Below are 18,755 nucleotides of genomic sequence, written 5' to 3'. Positions count from 1 at the left end.
GCTCCCACAGGGGGATTGGGTATACCTGTGAGTAATTGGTCGGCTGGCAGGCAGCCATCGCGAGCAGGCTCACTCCTACAGAAGAGCAAAGGCAGAGCGGCGTACACCCGCGCTCTTCACCACTCATCAGGCCGAGCGTTAGCTCGCCTGCAGCTCTTGATCTTGATCTTGATCCACCCGCCCCCTCGGCAGGCTGAGTGGAGGCGTTCATCCGGGGGTGGGCGCGCAGCGCCGTTCGGCGAAGCCGAACACATCGAGAGGAGGTCGAAGCGAAGCCGACCGGAGGCGATGCCCCCGGATGAATGCCGGAGCGAAGGAACCCCGAGCCTCAGCGAGGGGCCGTACGTAAGGGGCGAGACCTTTTGGTTCCTTTTGGGGCGTTTGCCAAAAGGGACTCGCCGTAAGGGCGAAACCATAAGCCGCCGTGACCGCAGCAACGGATATGTACTCAATCAACCCAGAACCTGGTCGGCCCAAAGGCCGCCAAGTTCAAAAAGCCAAGATCAAGCCAAACTCTTGCTGACCACTTCATACACATCGCTAGACAACTGACCCGAAGCACGAATCCGCTCCAGTTCACCCTTCATCAGCGCCTGACGAGCATCGTCATACTTGCGCCAGCGGGTCAGAGGAGCCAATTGACGCGAAGCAATCTGCGGATTAAAGCCGTTCAACTCGATCACCAGATCCGCCAGGAAGCGATACCCGGAACCGTCGGCGGCATGGAAGTTGATCAGGTTCTGCCCGGCAAACGCACCGACCAGTGCCCGCACCTTGTTCGGGTTCTTGATGTTGAACGCCGGGTGCTGCATCAACGCCTTGACCCGCGCAAGCCCGCCCGGCAACACGCTGCCGGCCTGGACACTGAACCACTGATCCATGACCAGCGGGTTGTCCTTGAAGTGCTCGGCGAAACTGGCCAGTGCCTTGGCTTTCTCGGCTTCGAACGGTGAATTGACCAACACGGCGAGTGCGGTCAGGCGCTCGGTCATGTTGTCGCACGCGTCGAACTGCTCCAGGGTCGCCGCCAGAACCTCCGGCTTGCCGCTGAGCATCAGGTACGACAGCGCGATGTTCTGCAAGGCGCGGCGGGCAAAATGCTCGGCCTCGGCCACGTACGGAGTTTGCTTCGAAAGCTCGCGATTGGCTTGATAACGCAGCCACAGGCCATCGAACAACGCATCGGCCAATTGTTTACGGGCAAACTCGCGGGCGCTGTGAATGGCTTCGACATCCGCCACTTCGCTGATTTCGGTCAGGTACGCCTCGCTCGGCAACGAGAGCATTTCGGCGACCATGGCCTGATCCAGCGACTCGTCCAAGAGCACCGTGCGCAACGCCGACACCAGACGCTGATCGAGCACCAGTGCTTCGCCCTTCTGCTGCTGGGCGATCAACTCCTGCAGCACCTGCACCGACAGTTGCTGGCCCGCATCCCAGCGGTTGAAGCCGTCGCTGTCGTGCTGCATCAGGAACATCAACTGATCGCGATTGTACGGGAAGCTCAGTTTCACCGGCGCCGAGAAGCCGCGCAGCAACGACGGCAGCGGTTGTTCGGCGATGTCGACGAAGGTGAAAGTCTGCTCGGCTTCGGTCACGGAAATGACCCGCGAGGTGCCTTGCGCGGTGGCTTCGCCGGACAGACGCAGGGCAATCGCTGCCCCTTTGGAATCCAGCAGCCCCAGCTCGACCGGGATCACGAACGGCAGTTTTTGCACCTTGTCCGGGGTTTCCGGGCAGCTCTGGCGGAAGGTCAGGCTGTAGGTTTTCGCCGCCGCATCAAAGGACTCGCTCACCGCCAGACGCGGTGTACCGGCCTGGCTGTACCAGCGCTTGAACTGGGTCAGGTCGACGCCATTGGCATCTTCCATGGCCTTGATGAAGTCATCACAGGTCACGGCCTGGCCGTCATGGCGTTCGAAGTACAGGTCGCTGCCTTTGCGGAAGCCTTCGGCACCGAGCAAGGTGTGGATCATGCCGACCACTTCCGAGCCCTTTTCGTACACGGTCAGGGTGTAGAAGTTGGAAATCTCGATGAAGCTGTCCGGGCGCACGGCGTGGGCCATGGGGCCGGCGTCTTCAGCGAACTGGTGGGTGCGCAGGTACGCCACGTCCTGGATGCGCTTGACCGTAGCCGAGTTCATGTCCGAGGAGAAACCGGCATCGCGGAACACGGTGAAGCCTTCCTTGAGCGACAGCTGGAACCAGTCGCGGCAGGTCACGCGGTTGCCCGACCAGTTGTGGAAGTATTCGTGGGCGACGATCGCCTCGACCCGCTGGTGCGCGGCGTCGGTGGCGGTTTCGGCCTTGGCCAGCACGGCGCTGGAGTTGAAGATGTTGAGGCCCTTGTTCTCCATGGCGCCCATGTTGAAGTCATTCACGGCGACGATCATGAAGATGTCCAGATCGTACTCGCGACCGTAGACCTCTTCGTCCCAGCGCATGGATTTCTTCAGGCTGTTCATGGCGTGCTGGCACTTGTCGATGTTTTCCGGCTCGACGTAAATGCGCAGCGCCACGTTGCGCTCGCTCATTGTGGTGAAGCTGTCCTCGACGCACCACAGGTCGCCGGCCACCAACGCAAACAGATACGCCGGTTTCTTGAACGGGTCTTCCCAGGTCGCCCAATGCCGGCCGTCTTCGCCGGGGCCGGAAGCAATCGGGTTGCCGTTGGACAGCAGCACCGGGTAGCTGTGTTGTTCCGCGACGACCGTGGTGGTGAAGGTGCTCATCACGTCCGGGCGGTCGAGGTAATAGGTGATCTTGCGGAAGCCTTCGGCCTCGCACTGGGTGCAGAACATCGTGCCGGACTTGTACAGGCCTTCCAGTGCGGTGTTGGTTTCCGGGTGGATCCTGACGCTGGTATCGACCGTGAAGGTAGCGCTGGTCGGTTGCAGGGTCAGGTGATTCTCGGTCAGTTGATACTGCGCCGCAGAAAGCTCCTGGTCGGCCAACGTGACCGACAGCAGTTCCAGCTGCTGGCCGTCCAGCACCAGCGGCGGCAGGCCCGGGCCACGCTCGGGGTTGCGGCGCATCACCAGTTGCGCATGGACCAGGCTGTGGTCCTCGTACAACTCGAAGGTCAGGTGTGTTTCGTCGATCAGGTACTCGGGCGCCTGATAGTCCTTCAGGTAAATCATCTTCGGTTGTTCGGTGCGCATGCTGGAGTCCTTACTGATGCACGGCGAGCTGGTAAGCCGTGTATTTACGAATATTGATCACGCCGGTATCGAAGATCAGGTATTGGCCCTTGACCCCCATCAGCGTGCCTTCGGCAATCGGGTTCTTGTCCAGGTTGAAGCTGACAATCTTTGCCGGGTACTGCTCGACCGGGTAGCGGATTTCCAGCGGTTCGACATTGGTAACGGTCTGGATCGCCTGCAAGCCGAATCGTTCCTGCAATCCTTGCAAGCCTTCAGCGCAGCTGTCGAACAGTTGATCGCGAACCTCGGCCAGGTTCACCGCCGCTGCATCGCCCTTGAGTAAAGCACGCCAGTTGGTCTTGTCCGCCACCTGGCTGCGGAACAGATCCTCGACGAAACCGGACTGTTGCCGGGTCGATACGCGCATGATCGGCAAGGCCTGGCTCGCACCCTGGTCAAGCCAGCGGGTCGGCAACTGGGTGGCGCGGGTAATCCCGACTTTCACCCCAGACGAATTGGCCAGGTACACCACGTGATCGGTCATGCAGAACTTCTCGCCCCACTCCGGTTCACGGCACGTACCGGCGTCGTAGTGGCAACGCTCCGGGCTCATGATGCAGACGTCGCACTGGGCCAGTTTGGTCATGCATGGGTAGCAGTAACCCTGGCTGAAACTGGTCTTGGTCTTGCGCCCGCAATGGATGCAGTGGATCGCACCCAGGTATTCCAGGCGTATCGTGGTGCCGATCAACGGATTGACCGGGACCTCGGTTTCGCCCAGACGCAAAGCGTACTGCACGTTCGACCCGTCAAGGCGTGCCGACATTTTGCTGATTGCACCGCGGCCAATCTCGATCAATGGATGGCATCCGATTTGAACAGGATGTTCGGCACTTCGATCGACTTCGAGGCGCATTCCTGCGGCCCCATGTAGCCGGTACGCTGGTCCTCGGGCAGGTTCTGGATTTCCCAGGCGATCATCGCCTGCAGCGACAGCTCGCGTTGTTCGGCAGTGAGCTTGCCACCGTCGGACCATTTGCCGATTTCCACGGCCAGTTTCAGGCTCTCGTAGATATCGGAAGTGATGTTCTTGATCATTTCGTTAAAAGAGGACATTGGGTCTCCGTCTCTTTATTGCATGTTCTTAAATTAGGCGGCCAGTTTACGGCGGTTATACAAACCGCCCAACAAACCGGTGAAGCATCCGATGAGTAACCCGCTGACGTGGGCCGCGTTGGCGATTTCGCCGAAGCCGATCATCGAGACCAGCCCGGACAGGCACAGCAGCAACCACACCAGCATCATCACCAGCACGCCGCGCGGCAGGCGATAAGCCGGGTTCGGCGCCAGCAACTGGAAGATCCAGCAATGCCCGAGCAGGCCGTACAGCACGCCGGACAAGCCACCGAACAAGGTCGGACCGCTGAAATAATACTGGGCGTAGTTGGACACCAGGCTGAACAGCAAGGTCAGGCCGATCAAATTGATACTGCCCTGGCGCGACTCGATGCGCCGCCCCAGCTCCCAGTACCACATGCCGTTCATCGCCAGGTGCAGGATGCCGAAGTGAATCAGCATCGGCGTGAACAGGCGCCACCACTGCCCCGCCGCCAGGCTGTCGGCCAGCGGCGTGAAGTGAAGGTATTCGCCGACCACGCGGAACTCGAGGAAGGTCAGCCAGCGCATCGTTTCAAGGTTGTCGCCCAGCATGGTCGCCGCACCGACAATCAGGCTCAGCAGCAGCACCAGCGCGGTGGCCCTGGCATATTTCAATTGCTCGACGAACCCCGGACGCGTGATGGTCTGCGCCACCGGAATGTCCAGCTGTTGGTCGGGGTCACCCGCCGGAAAGCGTTCGTACAGCGCACGCACGTCTTCACTGATATTGTCCGGCACCCACAACACTTGCTCGCCCGCTTCTTCACTGACCCGGTGGGGCACTTGCATGCGCTTGAGCAGCGTGACGAACCCGCTCAAGTCCACCGCCAGGGGCAGACGCAATACCGCTACAGCACTCATTGCAGCACCTCCGGCCGCTCGACATCGACCCAGACGAATTTATGCGGATCCAGGCGGGTTTCCTGATCCAGTCGATAGGCAACCAGTTTGCCGTAGAGCACCGCGCTGTAATCCAGGCAGGCCAGGTTCGGCCGGATCGGTGCCGGCTTGCCGCTGCGCCAGTAGTGGCCGACGAACAACAGCGGTTCATCGATGCCATAGCGCAGCAAACTGTTCTTTTCGGTAGATGTCAGCGGCGTCCGGGCCACGGGTTCCGGCAGTGCATCCGGCTGGAACACGATGTCGCCGTAGGTTTTCGGATCGTCCTCCCAGAACTTGGTACGGAAAAACGAACGCACCAGCCCATCGCCGCTGGTCATGGTCAGGCCATGGGGCAAGCGCATGTCCGTACCGCGTAGCAGCCGGTCGAACACGGTGCAGGCAAATGAACCCGACTCCGCCGATGCCTGTAGAAAATGCTCGTCGACGCAACCGTTGGGGAACAGCGCCCGCAGCGGCTCGATCAGCCCGGCATCCCAGCAGGCGTGGACCACGCGAAAACGCCCGGCATCGACGAACAATGGCAACTGGTAGAACCATTGCTGGAAGTCGTGCCAGTCACCCGGATGATCTTCGAACTGGGTCAGGGTTTCGTGCAGCAGGCGGGCATGGCGCGGTGTGTGCTCGCGCACGAACTGCTTGCCACTGCCGGGCAGCGCCGGTGTGCTCCAGCCCAGCGCATTGAACTCATGGTTGCCCATGATGCACAGCGCCTGACCGGCCTCGACCATGTCGTGGACAATGTGCAGCGCCTCGCGAATCCGCGGGCCGCGGTCGATGATATCGCCGACGAACACCGCCATGCGCGACGCGTGCCGCCAGACGCCACCCTGCTTGTGATAACCGAGTCGGTCGAGCAAGTGCTCCAGGGTCAGGGCGCAACCGTGCACGTCACCGATCAGGTCGTAGCTACGCGCGGGATCGAGCATCAGTCGCCTCCACCCCCCAACTTGCTGCCCCAGCCGAGTTTGGTCCGGCAGACCTCATAGTAGTTGTGGTCGAGTGGGTGAATCAGCCGCAACTTCTGGGCTTTTTTACTGACGGTAATGGTGTCGCCCGGCGCGCAGGTAAAGTGGTTCTGCCCGTCACACGAGACTTGCGGGTAAATCTGCATATCCTTGGACACGACGATTTTCAGCTCACTGTTGCCATCGACCACGATGGGTCTACCCGATAAGGTATGGGGGTACATCGGCACAATCACAATAGCGTCGAGCTTGGGATGCATGATCGGCCCGCCGGCGGACAGCGCATAGGCGGTGGAACCGGTCGGCGTGGCGACGATCAGGCCGTCGGCCTTCTGGCTGCAGACAAACTGGCCGTCGATGTACAGCTCGAACTCGATCATCCGGGTCGATTTGCCGGGATGCAGTACCACATCGTTAAGTGCATCGCCCTGGCCGATGGCCTCGGCGTGGCGGCGAACTTCGGCCTGCAGCAGGAAACGGTTTTCCACCAGATAGTGGCCATCCAGCACTTCGGCGACCTTGGTTTCCAGTTCATCAGGACGGATGTCGGTGAGAAAGCCCAGGCTGCCGCGGTTGATGCCGAGCACCGGAATGTTGTGCTTGGCCAGCGCCCGGGCGGCACCGAGCAAGCTGCCGTCACCACCGACCACAATGACCATGTCGCAGACTTCGCCGAGCATCTTGCGCGATGAGGTTTGCAGGCCGTGCCCTGGCAGCACTTCGGCGATAGTGTCCTCAAGGATCACGTGCAGGTGACGATCGAGCAGAAACCGTTTCAGCCGGCGGACGGTATCCAGCACCTGGGAACTGCCCAGGCGACCGATGATGCCGATATTGCGAAATTGCTCCATGGGGCTCCTGCGGGGATCTGCGTGGCGGTGAAAACCACGATTATGGGCGAAAGCCGCCCGTAGACAAAATCCTTTCAGCTTCAAGGGTGTGCCCGGGTTTCGGGCTATGCTCGCAAGATGATGCTATTTCCGGATTTGCTCCGCCTGCCCCACCAGTTACGCCATCCCGAAGTGCGTGACCTGGCGTGGGTCATCCTCGCGCCGCCCATGCTGGGTGAGGCTCCGTGGCCACAGCGTCACCCGTTGGCCGGCAGCGACTGGGTCCAGGCACCGGAACGCCTGGAGCATTGGCTGCGCCAACTGGATCGGGACAGTTATGGCTTGCTGCACTGGCTGGCCCAGGCCCGGACCCGGCGCCTGGGCTTGTACTACGAACGCCTCTGGCAATTCGCCGTGCAGCATGCACCGGGCATTGAACTGATTGCCGCCAACATGCCGATTCGCCGCGAAGGGCACACTCTGGGTGAACTGGACATGCTGCTGCGTGACCGCGACGGTGTGCATCACATGGAACTGGCGATCAAGCTCTACCTCGGCCCGCAATCCGGCGACGGGCACGACACCGCCCAGTGGCTCGGACCTGGGTGCCACGATCGGCTCGATCGCAAACTGGCCCACCTGAGCCAGCATCAATTACCGATCTCCGCACGCCCCGAGAGCCGAGAGATGCTGGCGTCGCTGGACATCCACACCTTCAGCGCGCACTTGTGGCTGGGCGGGTATTTGCTGTATCCGTGGCCCGGACAGGCCGCCCCGCCATTGGGTGCCCATCCGCAGCATTTGCGCGGTCGCTGGTTGCATCAAAAGGATTGGGCGGCGTTGTTGGCCCAGAGCCCGCCCGGTCGCTGGCAACCGCTGCCCCGCCACGCCTGGCTGGCGCCGGCGCATTATTCGCCGGAGCACACCTGGACCCCTGAACAGATGCAGGCGTGGCTCAATGACCTGGACCCGCTGGCGCCGGCACAACTGCTGGTGCGCCTGACGGAAAATGCCAGCGGCGACTGGGAAGAGGCCGAGCGATTGTTTCTGGTGGCGGACCGTTGGCCGAATGTGCCGGGGCAGAGTTGAGTCTCGTATTGCCTGAGTCGCCCCCTTCGCGGGCAAGCCCGCTCCCACAGGGACCTTCAGTGAATACAAAATCTGTACTCGACCGAAATCGAATGTGGGAGCGGGCTTGCTCGCGAAGAAGTCACCACGGTCTACCTGAGGAGCCCCGGAAGCACTAAGCCTGCCCCGCCTACAAGCGAATCACATGCCCCTCGCCGATATGCTGGCTGCCCCCTCCGGCCCCCATTCCGCATTGCGCTTGCGGATCTGGATCGGCGCAAAAAAGAATACCGGTTGCGGTCCCACGATAGCCGTCAACCGCGCCTCATCGGTACTTTGCGCAGTGCCGGCGAAGCAGCTGTAAACCAGTTGCCCGGCAAAATGCTGGTGGACTCGATCACGTAAATCCAGGTCGCCGGAAAAATCCACATACAGCGTAGGACGGTCACCGGCAAGGGTTGCCAACTCGGCATAGGACACCACGCGTTCGTAACAGCCGAGTCAGGCCCGGGCGATCTTCACCGTCGAGGCCATTTACGGGGCTTTTGTTCGGATTTGGCAGCGTGCCGGCTGGTCCGGGCTGACCACCCGCGAAGCGGCCCTGGAAGCCGGCGTGGCGATTGGCACGCTGTATGACTATTTTGCCGATGCAGCCATCAGCACCGACTATTCAAGCCTGGGTCATCATGGCCTGGGGTGGTCGCCGCTATTGCGTCACGGCACAACCGGCGGCGGAGCAAACTGCCGCCTGGCTGTCGGAAATGGAAACGATGATTTGCAGCCGATTGACCAGCGCCTTGTAAGACGAAGTGCTGGTCAATAAACATCAAACTTTCTTGTGCTGTTCAACCCATTGCCCATAGGCGTTGATGAATTTCTGCAGGATCGGCTTCACCGACTCGGACAATTTGCCCGCCTCGTCGAACGCCGAACCGGCGTTCCCCAGATAGACCTCCGGTTGCTGCATCAGCGGGACATTGAGAAACACCATGGATTGACGCAGGTTGTGGTTGGCACCAAATCCGCCGACGGCCCCCGGCGAAACACTGATAACGGCGCCCGGTTTACCGTTCCAGGCACTTTTGCCATAAGGGCGCGAGCCCACGTCAATCGCGTTTTTCAACGGCGCCGGCACCGAACGGTTGTATTCCGGGGTCACGAACAACACCGCGTCGGATGAGCTCACTTGTTGTCGGAAAGTGCTGTAGGCTGCCGGCGGTGAAGCGCCATCGATGTCTTCGTTATAGAGCGGCAGATCGCCAATTTCGACGATGTTGAGCTTGAGATTGGCCGGAGCCAGTTCTATCAGGGCCCGTGCGACCTTGCGGTTGATCGATTCCTTTCTCAAGCTGCCGACCAGCACGGCGATCGTATAGACGTTGCTCATGGGAGTTTCTCGACTGTCCGATATGGAGAGCTTGTAGTTATAGATGACGATTCAGGCAGCGGGCGACTGAAAATACCGTCCCTGACTATTTTTTTCCTGTAGGAAAACTTACCTCGCCCAAGCACGGTCTACAGTGCCGCAAATTGAGTGATTTATCTCCAGAGGTTCTAAGCAGATGGCAGCAGTACTCGTCGGTCAGTTCCATGCAAGAGACGCGCAAGGCCGTATTTATTCGGTGCACGAGTTCCAGGACTCCACCCCGGCGGCAGATGGCTCAGGGCCTGTCACCACCTATAAGCTGGCCATTGGCGACCGCCTCAACAAGGTCGACGACAATGAATTTCTGCTGGTGCAAACCGGCATTACCATTACCCGCGAACCGCAAACCACCAGCGTTTCATAACTCGTCGTTATGAGCAGAAGTCATATGCGCGGACTTGGGGTAGGATTCAGCCACTGACTCCTCCACCTGCTGAACATGGACTTCACGCATGCGCTTACGCCATATCGAAGTGATCCAGGCGCTCTTGCAGACCGGTCACCTGGGCACCGCCGCCGAATGGCTGCAGTTGCCGGTGGCCGAAGTCGAGCGTTTGCTGCGCGACGCCGAGGATCAGTTGGGTTTCATGCTGTTCGCCAGCGTACGCGGACGATTGCAGGCCACCCGCGAAGCGCGGGAATTGCAGGTGGAAATTGCCCGGGTCTACGATGCGCTCGAACCCGTGCAGCGCCTGGCCAACAGCCTCAGGCAATACCTGGCGCCGCCGCTGCGCATCATCTGCACCCCGCCTCTGGCCAACCAATTGTTGCCACACAGCATCGCGACCCTGCGCCGACGCCTGCCCGACGCGCCTTGCACACTCCTGAGCCAGCCCACCCGCGACATCGTCAGAAGCCTGCTGCTGCGTGAAAGCGACCTGGGCCTGAGCCTGCATGACCCCGATCACGCCGATATCGATTGCCAGATGATTGCCCAGGGCAAACTTCAGTTGCTCGCCCCCCACGGATGGCTGCAACCGAAACAGAAATACATTTCAGTGCAGGATCTGGCCGGCCAATCGATGATCGGCCTGGATGGGCACGACCCGCTGAGCCCGGCGCTGGACAACAAACTGCATGGCTTGCGCCCTGCCCCGGTGATTCAGACCCGGGTCCAGACGCATCAGATGATGCGCAGCATGGTCGAGGCCGGCGAAGGCCTGGCCATCGTCGACCCCTTCACCGCCCTCGGTGCCAAAACCTCGGGACTGGACGCCTGCCCGCTGGCGCCAGCCGTCCCGATCAGTCTCTACGCCCTGTCCCTGAAAAACACCGAACCTTCACCGGCAATCCAGGCCTTGCTGGCCATCATCACGGAACAAGCCGCGGCGATGCTGGCGAACTGAGCGGGTTTTCAAACATGCGATACCAGAACAGCGCCACTTCAGCGGTGTTCGGATCAATGCCGCGATAGCGCAGGTGGTCGATCCCGCCAATCACGTAACCGCAGCGTTCATAAAGCCTGCAGGCCCCCAGGTTGTTGTTCTGGGTTTCGAGCATGATGCCCGGGAGCTTTTTCTTGCGGCTCCAGAATTGCGCCACATCCAGCAAGGCCTTGGCCACACCATGCCGTCGGGCCGGTGCATGCACCGCCAACTCGTCGATATGGGCAAAGCCGTTCCAGTTGGTACTGACTACCAGGTGCCCCACGGGCTGGTCATCCAGATAAGCCATGAAAATCGCGCTGTCGGCGGCATCGCGAAAACTGCTGAACTCCTCAGGGTCGATGCCGTAGCACTTGCGATAAGGCGTGATCGGGGTGACTGGCCACTGTGCCACTGGTTTGCCGATTTCGGCCGCACCGTAGGCCGCGACCTCAAAACTGAAATCACTGCCCCAGATGTAGGCAGCAAAACCGTCATCGGCAACCCGTACCGACAACCCTGGGTAATTCGGATTTATAACCGGTTGCATACTGGGAAAGGTCCTCACTCCTTGATGCAATCGACGGTGTAGCACCGTCCACTGCCCTGTACTTCGTGTTGCAATCCGTGCACATCAGCAACGAACCCCGGAAAACTGCTATCGAACGTGCGGGCAAACGCCAGGTAATCGATGATCGAGCGGGTCGATTCGGTAAAGCGCTCGCCAGGCATGATCAGTGGAATACCGGGCGGATACGGCACCAGCATCACCGCGGCGATTCGCCCGTCCAGCGCATCGATCGACACGGCTTCGACTTCACCCCGCACCAATTGATCATAGGCGTCCGCCGGCTTCATCGCGACTTCCGGCAGCACGGTGTACATGCGCTTGAGGTGTCTGGCGGTGGCATTGCTGCGATAGCAGGCATGTAACTGATCGCATAAATCACGCAGCCCCATGCCCTGATAGCGCGCGACATTCTCTTGCGCCACGCAGGGCAGGCAACTGGCCAGACTGACATTGGCGTCATAACTGCGCTTGAACTCCAGCAATTCGGTGAGCAGCGTGCTCCACTTGCCTTTGGTGATGCCCATGGAGAACAGCACCAGGAACGAATACAGCCCGGTCTTCTCGACGACCAGGCCGCGCTCCCAAAGGAACTTGCTGACCACCGCCGCCGGAATCCCGCGCTCGCTGAGGGCGCCACCAGCCGTCAGCCCCGGCATCACCAACGTGACCTTGATCGGGTCGAGCAACACATAATCGTCGGTCACACCGCCAAAGCCGTGCCAGTCGGCATCGGGTTGCAGCAACCAGTCCTCGGTGACGACCCGTTCCATGCCTTCTGCCGACGGCGGTTGCCAGATTGAAAACCACCAGTCATCAGCGGCAATGTGTTGTCGCAAATTGGCCAGCGCCCGGCGAAAACTCAGGGCCTCATCGAACATTTCCTGCAACAGCGAACGCCCGGCCGGACCTTCCATCATCGCCGAAGCCACATCCAGCGAGGCGATAATGCCGTACTGCGGTGACGTCGAGATGTGCATCATGAATGCTTCGTTGAAGCGATCCCGATCCAGTTGCCGCGCGCCGCCATCGCGCACATGAATCATCGACGCCTGACTGAATGCCGCCAGTAACTTGTGGGTCGAATGGGTGGTAAATACCAGTGGGCTGTCGTCGTCACGGGACGTGCCCATGCCATAGCGCCCGGCAAAAAACTCGTGAAACGCCGCATAGGCGTACCAGGCCTCGTCGAAGTGCAGTACCTCAACGCTATTGCCCAGTTGCTGCCTGATCAGCTCGGCGTTGTAGCAGAGGCCGTCATACGTTGAATTGGTCACTACGGCGAGCTTGACCTTCGGTGAACGGCCCTTGGTCAGCGGACTGGCGTCGATCTTGGCCTGGATCGATTCGCGGCTGAACTCACTCAGGGGAATCGGGCCGATGATCCCCAGTTCATTACGTTCCGGACACAAGTACAGCGGGATGGCGCCGGTCATGATGATCGAATGCAACACCGACTTGTGGCAATTGCGATCCACCAGCACCAGGTCATCGCGTGCGACCACCGAGTGCCAGACAATCTTGTTGGCCGTGGAGGTGCCATTAATCACAAAAAAGGTGTGATCGGCACCAAAGTTGCGGGCTGCACGGGCCTCGGCTTCGGCCAGGGGGCCAGTGTGATCAAGCAATGAGCCGAGCTCCGGCACCGACACTGAAAGATCCGAGCGCAGGGTGTTTTCCCCGAAAAACTGGTGAAACGCTTGTCCGACCGGACTTTTGTGATAAGCCACGCCGCCGCCGTGCCCGGGGGTGTGCCAGGAATAGTTGGAATCCGCCGTGTGCTGCACCAATGCCTTGAAAAACGGTGGCAGCAGGCCATCGAGGTATTTGCGTGCGGCGCGGGCCACCTGTCGGGCGAGAAAGGGCACGGTGTCTTCAAACAGGTAAAGAATGCCGCGCAACTGATTGAGCTCGGCCATGGCATCGGCGGGCGCGTTTTCCAGGGTCACTTTTTCGCCCAGGGCAAAGATCGGTAGATCCGGTGCACGCACCCGCGCCAGACCAATCAGTTCGGCCATGTTTTGCAACAAATGGGAATGGGTGCTGGCGTCCTCAGACGCAATCAACATGCAAGACAAGCCATGATAAGTTGACGCCACCAGCCGTCCTTCGGTGTAGTCCACCGCCGAAACGACGCTGAATCCTTCCTGTTCCAGCTCTCGGGCAATCCCCCGCACTCGGTCGCCGGCGACGCTATCGGCCTTGATGTCCCGATGGACAATCAGGACCGGGAATTTCAAATCTTTATACATGAGGCTCAGTGTCCTGAGGCGGCAGACCGGAACCTGCCAATCACCTCAGGGTAGAGGGTTGCAGCGGATGTGGCGAGCGGGATGCACCACTTTGTGGCGAGGGGGCTTGCCCCCGTCCGGCTGCGAAGCAGTCGTAATTACTGCAAACGTCATTTGCCTGAATAAACACGGGACCGCTTCGCGCTCCAACGGGGGCAAGCCCCCTCGCCACAAAAGCAGTGTTTGCCAAATAGGGTGTTACGCCTGCGCTTCAGCCTCGGCCAACTGCACCCACAACGCCGGAGCGCCAGCGGACTTACTGATGATTTCCAGGCGCGCCGCGTGGCGGGCCAGGTCATCTTCACTGGCGCGGATGATGCGCGTCGGCTGGCGATCCGCCGGCAATCGGCGAATCTCGGTGGCCGAATTGTCCGCCCCTTCACCGGACCCATTGCCATCGGAAGCGTTACCGGCCAGGGACAGGCTGGTCTGGCCACCGGTCATGGTCAGGTAGACGTCGGCGAGAATCTCGGAGTCGAGCAAGGCGCCGTGCAGTTCACGGCCGGAGTTGTCGACGCCATAGCGCTTGCACAAGGCGTCGAGGCTGTTGCGCTGTCCCGGGTGACGCTCCCGGGCCATGATCAGGGTGTCGAGAATCGTGCAGTGCTGCGTAATGTCCGCGCGGTCCTGCTGCCCCATCAGGGCAAATTCGTTGTTGATGAAGCCAACGTCGAACGCCGCGTTATGGATGATCAGCTGCGCGCCCTTGATGAACTCGAAGAACTCTTCGGCCACTTCGGCAAAACGCGGCTTGCCCACGAGGAACTCGTTGGTGATGCCGTGGACGCCGATGGCGCCCTCGTCACTTTCGCGATCGGGTTGCAGGTACACGTGAAAGTGCCGGCCCGTCAGGCGTCGGCCGATCAACTCGACACAACCGATTTCGATAATCCGGTGGCCGTCGGTCACCGGCATGCCGGTGGTTTCGGTGTCGAGTACAACGGATCTGGTGGCCATCAGTGCTCAGCTCTCAATCGGTCAATCGTGCAAAAGCGGCGATGTTAACACGCCCGCCGGGGTCTTTCAGATACACCGAGTCGCCGCTTTCGCGAGCAAGCCCGCTCCCACAAGGGATCTGTGGCGTATGGAGATCAATGTGGGAGCGGGCTTGCTCGTGAAGGCCATGACTCGGTCCATCGGTTGAACACGAATCAGTCCTGCTTGTACCCGCGCACTTCATCGACGCCGCGATTGGCCAACTGGTCGGCCCGTTCGTTGCCGTGATGACCAATGTGCCCGCGCACCCATTTCCAGGTGACCTTGTGACGGTTGACCTGCTCGTCGAGCAACTTCCACAGATCAGCGTTTTTCACCGGCTCTTTCGCCGCGGTTTTCCAGCCGCGCTTCTTCCAGTTGTCCATCCACTCGTTGATGCCTTTCATCACGTACTGGGAGTCGGTCACCAGCAGCACGTCGCAGGGACGCTTGAGCTCTTCCAGGCCACGGATCGCGCCCATCAGTTCCATGCGGTTGTTGGTGGTATTGGCTTCGCCGCCCCAGAGTTCCTTTTCGACGCCCTTGCACACCAGCAATGCGCCCCAGCCGCCAGGGCCAGGGTTGCCCTTGCAGGCGCCGTCGGTGAACAGTTCTACGCTATCGCTCATGCCAATCTATCCAGAAAAATGCGCTGGCTCGCCGATCGCTGATCGACGACGCCCGAAGCCGGGACAGGCCCGGCTGCAAATAAAAAGTGTGTATTACGGTTCGATATTGCGACGGTTGACCTTGGCCATCGGCAAAGGGATCAACTTGCCCATCGGCTCGCGACGTTCCTGACGGACCGGCCGCAAACCCACCACGATCTTGCGCGCCACCAATAAATAGAAGCCGCCGCCCGACAACTGCCAGTCACCGGCCTTGCGCTCCCAACCGGCCAGGCGGGTCTGCCACGCCGGTGACGCGAGCGGCGGACGATAGCACCCGAAGCGGCGTTTCTCCAGCGCGAAGCCCAGCAGGTTCAACCAATCCGCGACCCGTGACGGCGAAATGCAGCGCGCCTTGCGCAGCGCATCCTGGGCAAACACATGCCGCAGGCCCCAACTGCTCCAGGGATTGATGCCAATGATCAGCAGATGCCCGCCGGGGCGAACGCTGCTGGCCGCTTCACGGAGCAAGCCGTGGGGCGACAGGCAGAAATCCAGGCCATGTTGCAGCACCACCACATCGGCAGCATGCTCGCTCAACGGCCAGGCCTGTTCCTCACAAACGATCTCGACCCCTGGCAACGGTGCTCCAAGGCGTACGTTGCGCTGCACCTGCGGTGCTGACGGCGGTGTCTGCGCCGACGGACCGTAATGCACCAGATAGCCACCAAAGAACCGCCCGAGCTCGTCTTCGAGCATGCGCCGCTCTTCGTCCAGCAAAAATTGCCCGAGGGGACCGGCGAGCCACTCGCGGGCCGCGCTGATCAACGCCAGCCAGTCGGGATCAGCCTGTGCGAACGCTTTATCAGTCATTGCATTCTCCAACGCGCCAGGAAGTTCTAAGATGCGCCATTGATTTCCGTTTGGCGAATCCGACGATGATACAGATCACTGCCCTGCCCGCCTTCACCGACAACTACATCTGGTTGTTACAAGACCACGACAGCAAGCGCTGCGCGGTCGTCGACCCGGGTGATGCCGCCCCCGTACAAGCCTGGCTTGCGGCCAATCCGGGCTGGGTACTGAGTGATATTTTGATCACTCATCACCATCATGACCATGTCGGCGGCGTCGAACAGCTGAAGAAAGCGACGGACGCAACAGTCTATGGCCCGGCCAGCGAAAAAATCCCGGCGCGGGACGTCGCGCTCAAAGACAACGACAAGGTCAGTGTGCTCGGCTGCGACTTCCAGGTCATCGCGGTCCCTGGCCACACCCTGGGGCATATCGCCTATTACCATCACGGGTTGCTGTTCTGCGGTGACACACTGTTTGCCGCCGGCTGCGGACGGTTGTTTGAAGGCACGCCACAGCAAATGTACAACTCGCTGACACGCCTCGCTGCATTGCCAGAAGACACGCTGGTCTACTGCACCCACGAATACACCCTCGGCAACCTGAAGTTTGCGGCGGCCGTCGAACCGAACAACCCGCACACCGCCGAGCGTCTGGCCAAAGTCACCCGACAACGCGAATCCGCAATCATGACGCTGCCGTCGACACTGGCGCTGGAAAAGCTCACAAACCCGTTCTTGCGCGCCGGTGAAACATCCGTTAAAGAAAAAGCGGACGAACGGACCGGCACCGATAACTCGGTGCCCGATATGGTTTTTGCTGCGCTTCGAGCCTGGAAAGACAAGTTCTAAAGGGATCGCTCAAGGTTGCAACAATTCTGAAAGGTTGACCGCGCAGGGTGTGCTTTCTAGAATCGCCCGACATTTTTGCCCGGAACTTACTTCCAGCCAATGTCGTCACCTATTCGCAAAGCCATCAGTTCAGACGCATTGACCCGCTTGGCTCAAGCCATTGCGGTGGCTGTGTCCGCCACCCTGGCGGGCTGTTCCAGTCATGCGCCGCAAACCGATGCGGCGCACACGCCCAACATCGCCGCGCGCGCCAAGCAGAAGCCGATCTGGCTCAGCGAAAAACCCAGCCCGCAAATTCCACAGGACGTCTGGGGGCGCATGCGCCAGGGCTTCCAGTTGCAGGACGGGCTGGGCGTCAACCCGCGCATCGAGCAACAGCGCCTATGGTTCGCCAGCAACCCCTCCTTCCTCGAAAACGCCGGCGAGCGTGGCAGCCTCTACATTCACTACATCGTCGAGCGCCTTGAAGAACGCAACATGCCGCTGGAACTGGCACTGCTGCCAGTGATTGAAAGTGCCTACAACCCGATGGCCTATTCCCGGGCCGACGCGGTGGGTCTTTGGCAATTCATCCCGTCCACCGGGCGTTACTTCAACCTGCGCCAGACCCGTTTCTATGATGGCCGTCGCGACATCACCGCGTCGACCACCGCCGCGCTGGATTACCTGACCCGCCTGCACGACATGTTCAACGGCGACTGGATGCTGGCCCTGGCGGCCTACAATGCCGGCGAAGGCACCGTCAGCCGGGCCATCGAACGCAACGAGCGTCTCGGCTTGCCGACCGACTACTGGAACCTGCCGCTGCCCTCCGAAACCCAGGCCTACGTGCCGAAGCTGCTGGCGCTGTCGCAAGTGGTGATGGCGCCGGAAGCCTACGGCGTGAACCTCAACCCGATCGCCAACGAGCCCTACTTCCAGGTCGTCGAAATCAACCAGCGCATGGACCTGTCCAAGGTCGCTGAAGTCGCCAACATCGACGAAGACGAACTGTTCCAGCTCAACCCGGCCTTCAAGCAGCGCACCACCATCGACGGCCCGCAGCATCTGCTGGTCCCGACCTCCAAGGCGCAACTGCTGACCAGCAGCCTGCAGACCATGCGTCCTGAAGAGTTGATCAGCAAGAAGTCGCTCAAGCCGGTCTTCGAAGGCGCCGACGATACCCAGGTCGCCAGTGTCAAACGCTCCTACCGGGTCAAACGGGGTGACAACCTCGGCTCCATCGCCAAGGCCAACGACGTTGACGTGAAGGACCTGCAACGCTGGAACAAACTGACCGGCAAGAACCTCAAGCCCGGCCAGACCCTGGTCATGCAGGACAACAGCAAACGCAGCTCCGGGCGCGTCAACACCGTGATTGCAGCCAACACCAAGAAGCAGCAGACCACGTACAAGGTCCAGCAGGGCGACTCGCTGTACATCGTGGCCAAGCGCTTTAACGTTGAAATGCAGCACCTCAAGCGCTGGAACCCGCGTGTCGGGCAGGCGCTGAAGCCCGGCCAGATGTTGACGGTGGCCAATCCGCATTAAAAAAGAGCCCCTGATTTCAGGGGCTTTTTTATGCCTGCGCAGTTTTTGTGGGCAGTGCAAAAACCTGTGGGAGCGAGCTTGCTCGCGATGACGGCGTGTCAGTCGACATCAATGCAAACTGATAAGCCCTCATCGCGAGCAAGCTCGCTCCCACAGGGATTGTGGCCCGGCCGATATTACGCATTTACCCCCCGTCTTTTTCCTGTCCATACAAGCTGTT

At 60.5% G+C, this 18,755-nt stretch carries 19 protein-coding genes and 1 pseudogene; 7 read left to right on the top strand and 13 right to left on the bottom strand.

The window, feature by feature from the left end:
* Window positions 1-503 precede the first annotated feature (503 nt).
* From pepN to ABIA48_RS27040, 6 genes are read right to left on the bottom strand one after another with little or no spacing between them, the layout of a single operon-like run.
* Entirely contained in the window at window positions 504-3,161 is a 2,658-nt protein-coding gene (gene pepN / locus ABIA48_RS27065; protein WP_429492632.1) for an aminopeptidase N, read from the bottom strand.
* Between the two features lie 10 nt (window positions 3,162-3,171).
* Window positions 3,172-4,002 carry a DUF2797 domain-containing protein gene (locus ABIA48_RS27060; protein ID WP_429492630.1) on the bottom strand — a complete coding sequence of 277 codons (831 nt, stop codon included), beginning with the start codon at window positions 4,000-4,002 and terminating at the stop codon, window positions 3,172-3,174.
* A complete protein-coding gene (locus ABIA48_RS27055) occupies window positions 3,999-4,259 on the bottom strand; it encodes a YeaC family protein (RefSeq protein WP_007988613.1) in 261 nt (86 codons plus the stop codon). The genes ABIA48_RS27060 and ABIA48_RS27055 overlap by 4 nt, the downstream gene beginning before the upstream one ends.
* 33 nt (window positions 4,260-4,292) lie before the next feature.
* Entirely contained in the window at window positions 4,293-5,162 is an 870-nt protein-coding gene (locus tag ABIA48_RS27050) for a rhomboid family intramembrane serine protease (protein WP_429492627.1), read from the bottom strand.
* Window positions 5,159-6,133 (bottom strand): metallophosphoesterase, encoded by a 975-nt coding sequence (locus ABIA48_RS27045; protein ID WP_405046380.1) that lies wholly within the window; start codon window positions 6,131-6,133, stop codon window positions 5,159-5,161. Before ABIA48_RS27045 ends, ABIA48_RS27050 begins: the two co-directional genes overlap by 4 nt.
* The gene (locus ABIA48_RS27040; protein WP_007996366.1) at window positions 6,130-7,020 is read right to left on the bottom strand and encodes an NAD(+) kinase; all 891 of its coding nucleotides are present in this window, start codon (window positions 7,018-7,020) and stop codon (window positions 6,130-6,132) included. The genes ABIA48_RS27045 and ABIA48_RS27040 overlap by 4 nt, the downstream gene beginning before the upstream one ends.
* 117 nt (window positions 7,021-7,137) lie before the next feature.
* On the opposite strand from ABIA48_RS27040, the gene ABIA48_RS27035 reads away from it, so the two are divergent.
* Window positions 7,138-8,088 carry a DUF1853 family protein gene (locus ABIA48_RS27035; RefSeq protein WP_429492625.1) on the top strand — a complete coding sequence of 317 codons (951 nt, stop codon included), beginning with the start codon at window positions 7,138-7,140 and terminating at the stop codon, window positions 8,086-8,088.
* A 180-nt stretch (window positions 8,089-8,268) separates the two neighbouring features.
* On the opposite strand, the gene ABIA48_RS27030 is transcribed toward ABIA48_RS27035, so the two are convergent.
* Window positions 8,269-8,547 carry a DUF2855 family protein gene (locus ABIA48_RS27030; protein ID WP_429492623.1) on the bottom strand — a complete coding sequence of 93 codons (279 nt, stop codon included), beginning with the start codon at window positions 8,545-8,547 and terminating at the stop codon, window positions 8,269-8,271.
* Window positions 8,548-8,581: 34 nt separating this feature from the next.
* Between ABIA48_RS27030 and ABIA48_RS27025 the strand changes: the two are divergent.
* Both ABIA48_RS27025 and ABIA48_RS27020 read left to right on the top strand, forming a co-directional pair.
* Window positions 8,582-8,668, top strand: a pseudogene (locus tag ABIA48_RS27025) (TetR/AcrR family transcriptional regulator); the annotation flags it as partial.
* Between the two features lie 31 nt (window positions 8,669-8,699).
* Window positions 8,700-8,870, top strand: coding sequence for a hypothetical protein (locus tag ABIA48_RS27020; RefSeq protein WP_429492621.1), 171 nt, complete (start codon window positions 8,700-8,702; stop codon window positions 8,868-8,870).
* 23 nt (window positions 8,871-8,893) lie between these two features.
* On the opposite strand, the gene ABIA48_RS27015 is transcribed toward ABIA48_RS27020, so the two are convergent.
* Window positions 8,894-9,454, bottom strand: coding sequence for an NADPH-dependent FMN reductase (locus tag ABIA48_RS27015; RefSeq protein ID WP_429492619.1), 561 nt, complete (start codon window positions 9,452-9,454; stop codon window positions 8,894-8,896).
* 175 nt (window positions 9,455-9,629) lie between these two features.
* Here ABIA48_RS27015 and ABIA48_RS27010 point away from each other — a divergent pair, with 175 nt between their 5' ends.
* A complete protein-coding gene (locus tag ABIA48_RS27010) occupies window positions 9,630-9,857 on the top strand; it encodes a hypothetical protein (RefSeq protein ID WP_429492617.1) in 228 nt (75 codons plus the stop codon).
* Between the two features lie 88 nt (window positions 9,858-9,945).
* On the top strand, window positions 9,946-10,839 hold the full coding sequence (locus tag ABIA48_RS27005) for a LysR substrate-binding domain-containing protein (protein WP_429492615.1): 894 nt from the start codon (window positions 9,946-9,948) through the stop codon (window positions 10,837-10,839).
* Here the strand turns inward: ABIA48_RS27005 and ABIA48_RS27000 are convergent.
* From ABIA48_RS27000 to ABIA48_RS26980, 5 genes are all read right to left on the bottom strand, one after another.
* On the bottom strand, window positions 10,805-11,407 hold the full coding sequence (locus ABIA48_RS27000) for a GNAT family N-acetyltransferase (RefSeq protein ID WP_429492613.1): 603 nt from the start codon (window positions 11,405-11,407) through the stop codon (window positions 10,805-10,807). The genes ABIA48_RS27005 and ABIA48_RS27000 overlap by 35 nt on opposite strands.
* Window positions 11,408-11,421: 14 nt before the next feature.
* Window positions 11,422-13,677, bottom strand: a complete 2,256-nt coding sequence (locus ABIA48_RS26995; RefSeq protein WP_429492611.1) for an Orn/Lys/Arg decarboxylase N-terminal domain-containing protein — start codon at window positions 13,675-13,677, stop codon at window positions 11,422-11,424.
* Between the two features lie 237 nt (window positions 13,678-13,914).
* Window positions 13,915-14,673 (bottom strand): DNA polymerase III subunit epsilon, encoded by a 759-nt coding sequence (dnaQ, locus tag ABIA48_RS26990; RefSeq protein ID WP_310063161.1) that lies wholly within the window; start codon window positions 14,671-14,673, stop codon window positions 13,915-13,917.
* 194 nt (window positions 14,674-14,867) lie between these two features.
* On the bottom strand, window positions 14,868-15,320 hold the full coding sequence (gene rnhA, locus ABIA48_RS26985) for a ribonuclease HI (RefSeq protein ID WP_007988455.1): 453 nt from the start codon (window positions 15,318-15,320) through the stop codon (window positions 14,868-14,870).
* Window positions 15,321-15,413: 93 nt separating this feature from the next.
* A complete protein-coding gene (locus ABIA48_RS26980) occupies window positions 15,414-16,172 on the bottom strand; it encodes a class I SAM-dependent methyltransferase (RefSeq protein WP_007988453.1) in 759 nt (252 codons plus the stop codon).
* Window positions 16,173-16,237: 65 nt separating this feature from the next.
* Between ABIA48_RS26980 and gloB the strand changes: the two genes are divergently transcribed.
* On the top strand, window positions 16,238-17,005 hold the full coding sequence (gloB, locus tag ABIA48_RS26975) for a hydroxyacylglutathione hydrolase (RefSeq protein ID WP_429492963.1): 768 nt from the start codon (window positions 16,238-16,240) through the stop codon (window positions 17,003-17,005).
* 99 nt (window positions 17,006-17,104) lie between these two features.
* Window positions 17,105-18,535, top strand: coding sequence for a transglycosylase SLT domain-containing protein (locus ABIA48_RS26970; protein WP_429492609.1), 1,431 nt, complete (start codon window positions 17,105-17,107; stop codon window positions 18,533-18,535).
* Window positions 18,536-18,755 lie beyond the last annotated feature (220 nt).

The organism is Pseudomonas sp. S30_BP2TU TE3576 (assembly GCF_050436025.1).
Classification (GTDB): Bacteria; Pseudomonadota; Gammaproteobacteria; order Pseudomonadales; family Pseudomonadaceae; genus Aquipseudomonas.
Note: the sequence above shows the minus strand (reverse complement) of the source record. Positions and strands in the feature narration are given on the sequence as shown.

Coding starts and splice junctions, on each gene's coding strand:
- pepN (WP_429492632.1), bottom strand. CDS start 3,161: ATGCGCACCGAACAACCGAAGATGATTTACCTGAAGGACTATCAGGCG.
- ABIA48_RS27055 (WP_007988613.1), bottom strand. CDS start 4,259: ATGTCCTCTTTTAACGAAATGATCAAGAACATCACTTCCGATATCTAC.
- ABIA48_RS27050 (WP_429492627.1), bottom strand. CDS start 5,162: ATGAGTGCTGTAGCGGTATTGCGTCTGCCCCTGGCGGTGGACTTGAGC.
- ABIA48_RS27040 (WP_007996366.1), bottom strand. CDS start 7,020: ATGGAGCAATTTCGCAATATCGGCATCATCGGTCGCCTGGGCAGTTCC.
- ABIA48_RS27035 (WP_429492625.1), top strand. CDS start 7,138: ATGATGCTATTTCCGGATTTGCTCCGCCTGCCCCACCAGTTACGCCAT.
- ABIA48_RS27020 (WP_429492621.1), top strand. CDS start 8,700: ATGACTATTTTGCCGATGCAGCCATCAGCACCGACTATTCAAGCCTGG.
- ABIA48_RS27015 (WP_429492619.1), bottom strand. CDS start 9,454: ATGAGCAACGTCTATACGATCGCCGTGCTGGTCGGCAGCTTGAGAAAG.
- ABIA48_RS27010 (WP_429492617.1), top strand. CDS start 9,630: ATGGCAGCAGTACTCGTCGGTCAGTTCCATGCAAGAGACGCGCAAGGC.
- ABIA48_RS27005 (WP_429492615.1), top strand. CDS start 9,946: ATGCGCTTACGCCATATCGAAGTGATCCAGGCGCTCTTGCAGACCGGT.
- ABIA48_RS27000 (WP_429492613.1), bottom strand. CDS start 11,407: ATGCAACCGGTTATAAATCCGAATTACCCAGGGTTGTCGGTACGGGTT.
- ABIA48_RS26995 (WP_429492611.1), bottom strand. CDS start 13,677: ATGTATAAAGATTTGAAATTCCCGGTCCTGATTGTCCATCGGGACATC.
- dnaQ (WP_310063161.1), bottom strand. CDS start 14,673: ATGGCCACCAGATCCGTTGTACTCGACACCGAAACCACCGGCATGCCG.
- rnhA (WP_007988455.1), bottom strand. CDS start 15,320: ATGAGCGATAGCGTAGAACTGTTCACCGACGGCGCCTGCAAGGGCAAC.
- ABIA48_RS26980 (WP_007988453.1), bottom strand. CDS start 16,172: ATGACTGATAAAGCGTTCGCACAGGCTGATCCCGACTGGCTGGCGTTG.
- gloB (WP_429492963.1), top strand. CDS start 16,238: ATGATACAGATCACTGCCCTGCCCGCCTTCACCGACAACTACATCTGG.
- ABIA48_RS26970 (WP_429492609.1), top strand. CDS start 17,105: ATGTCGTCACCTATTCGCAAAGCCATCAGTTCAGACGCATTGACCCGC.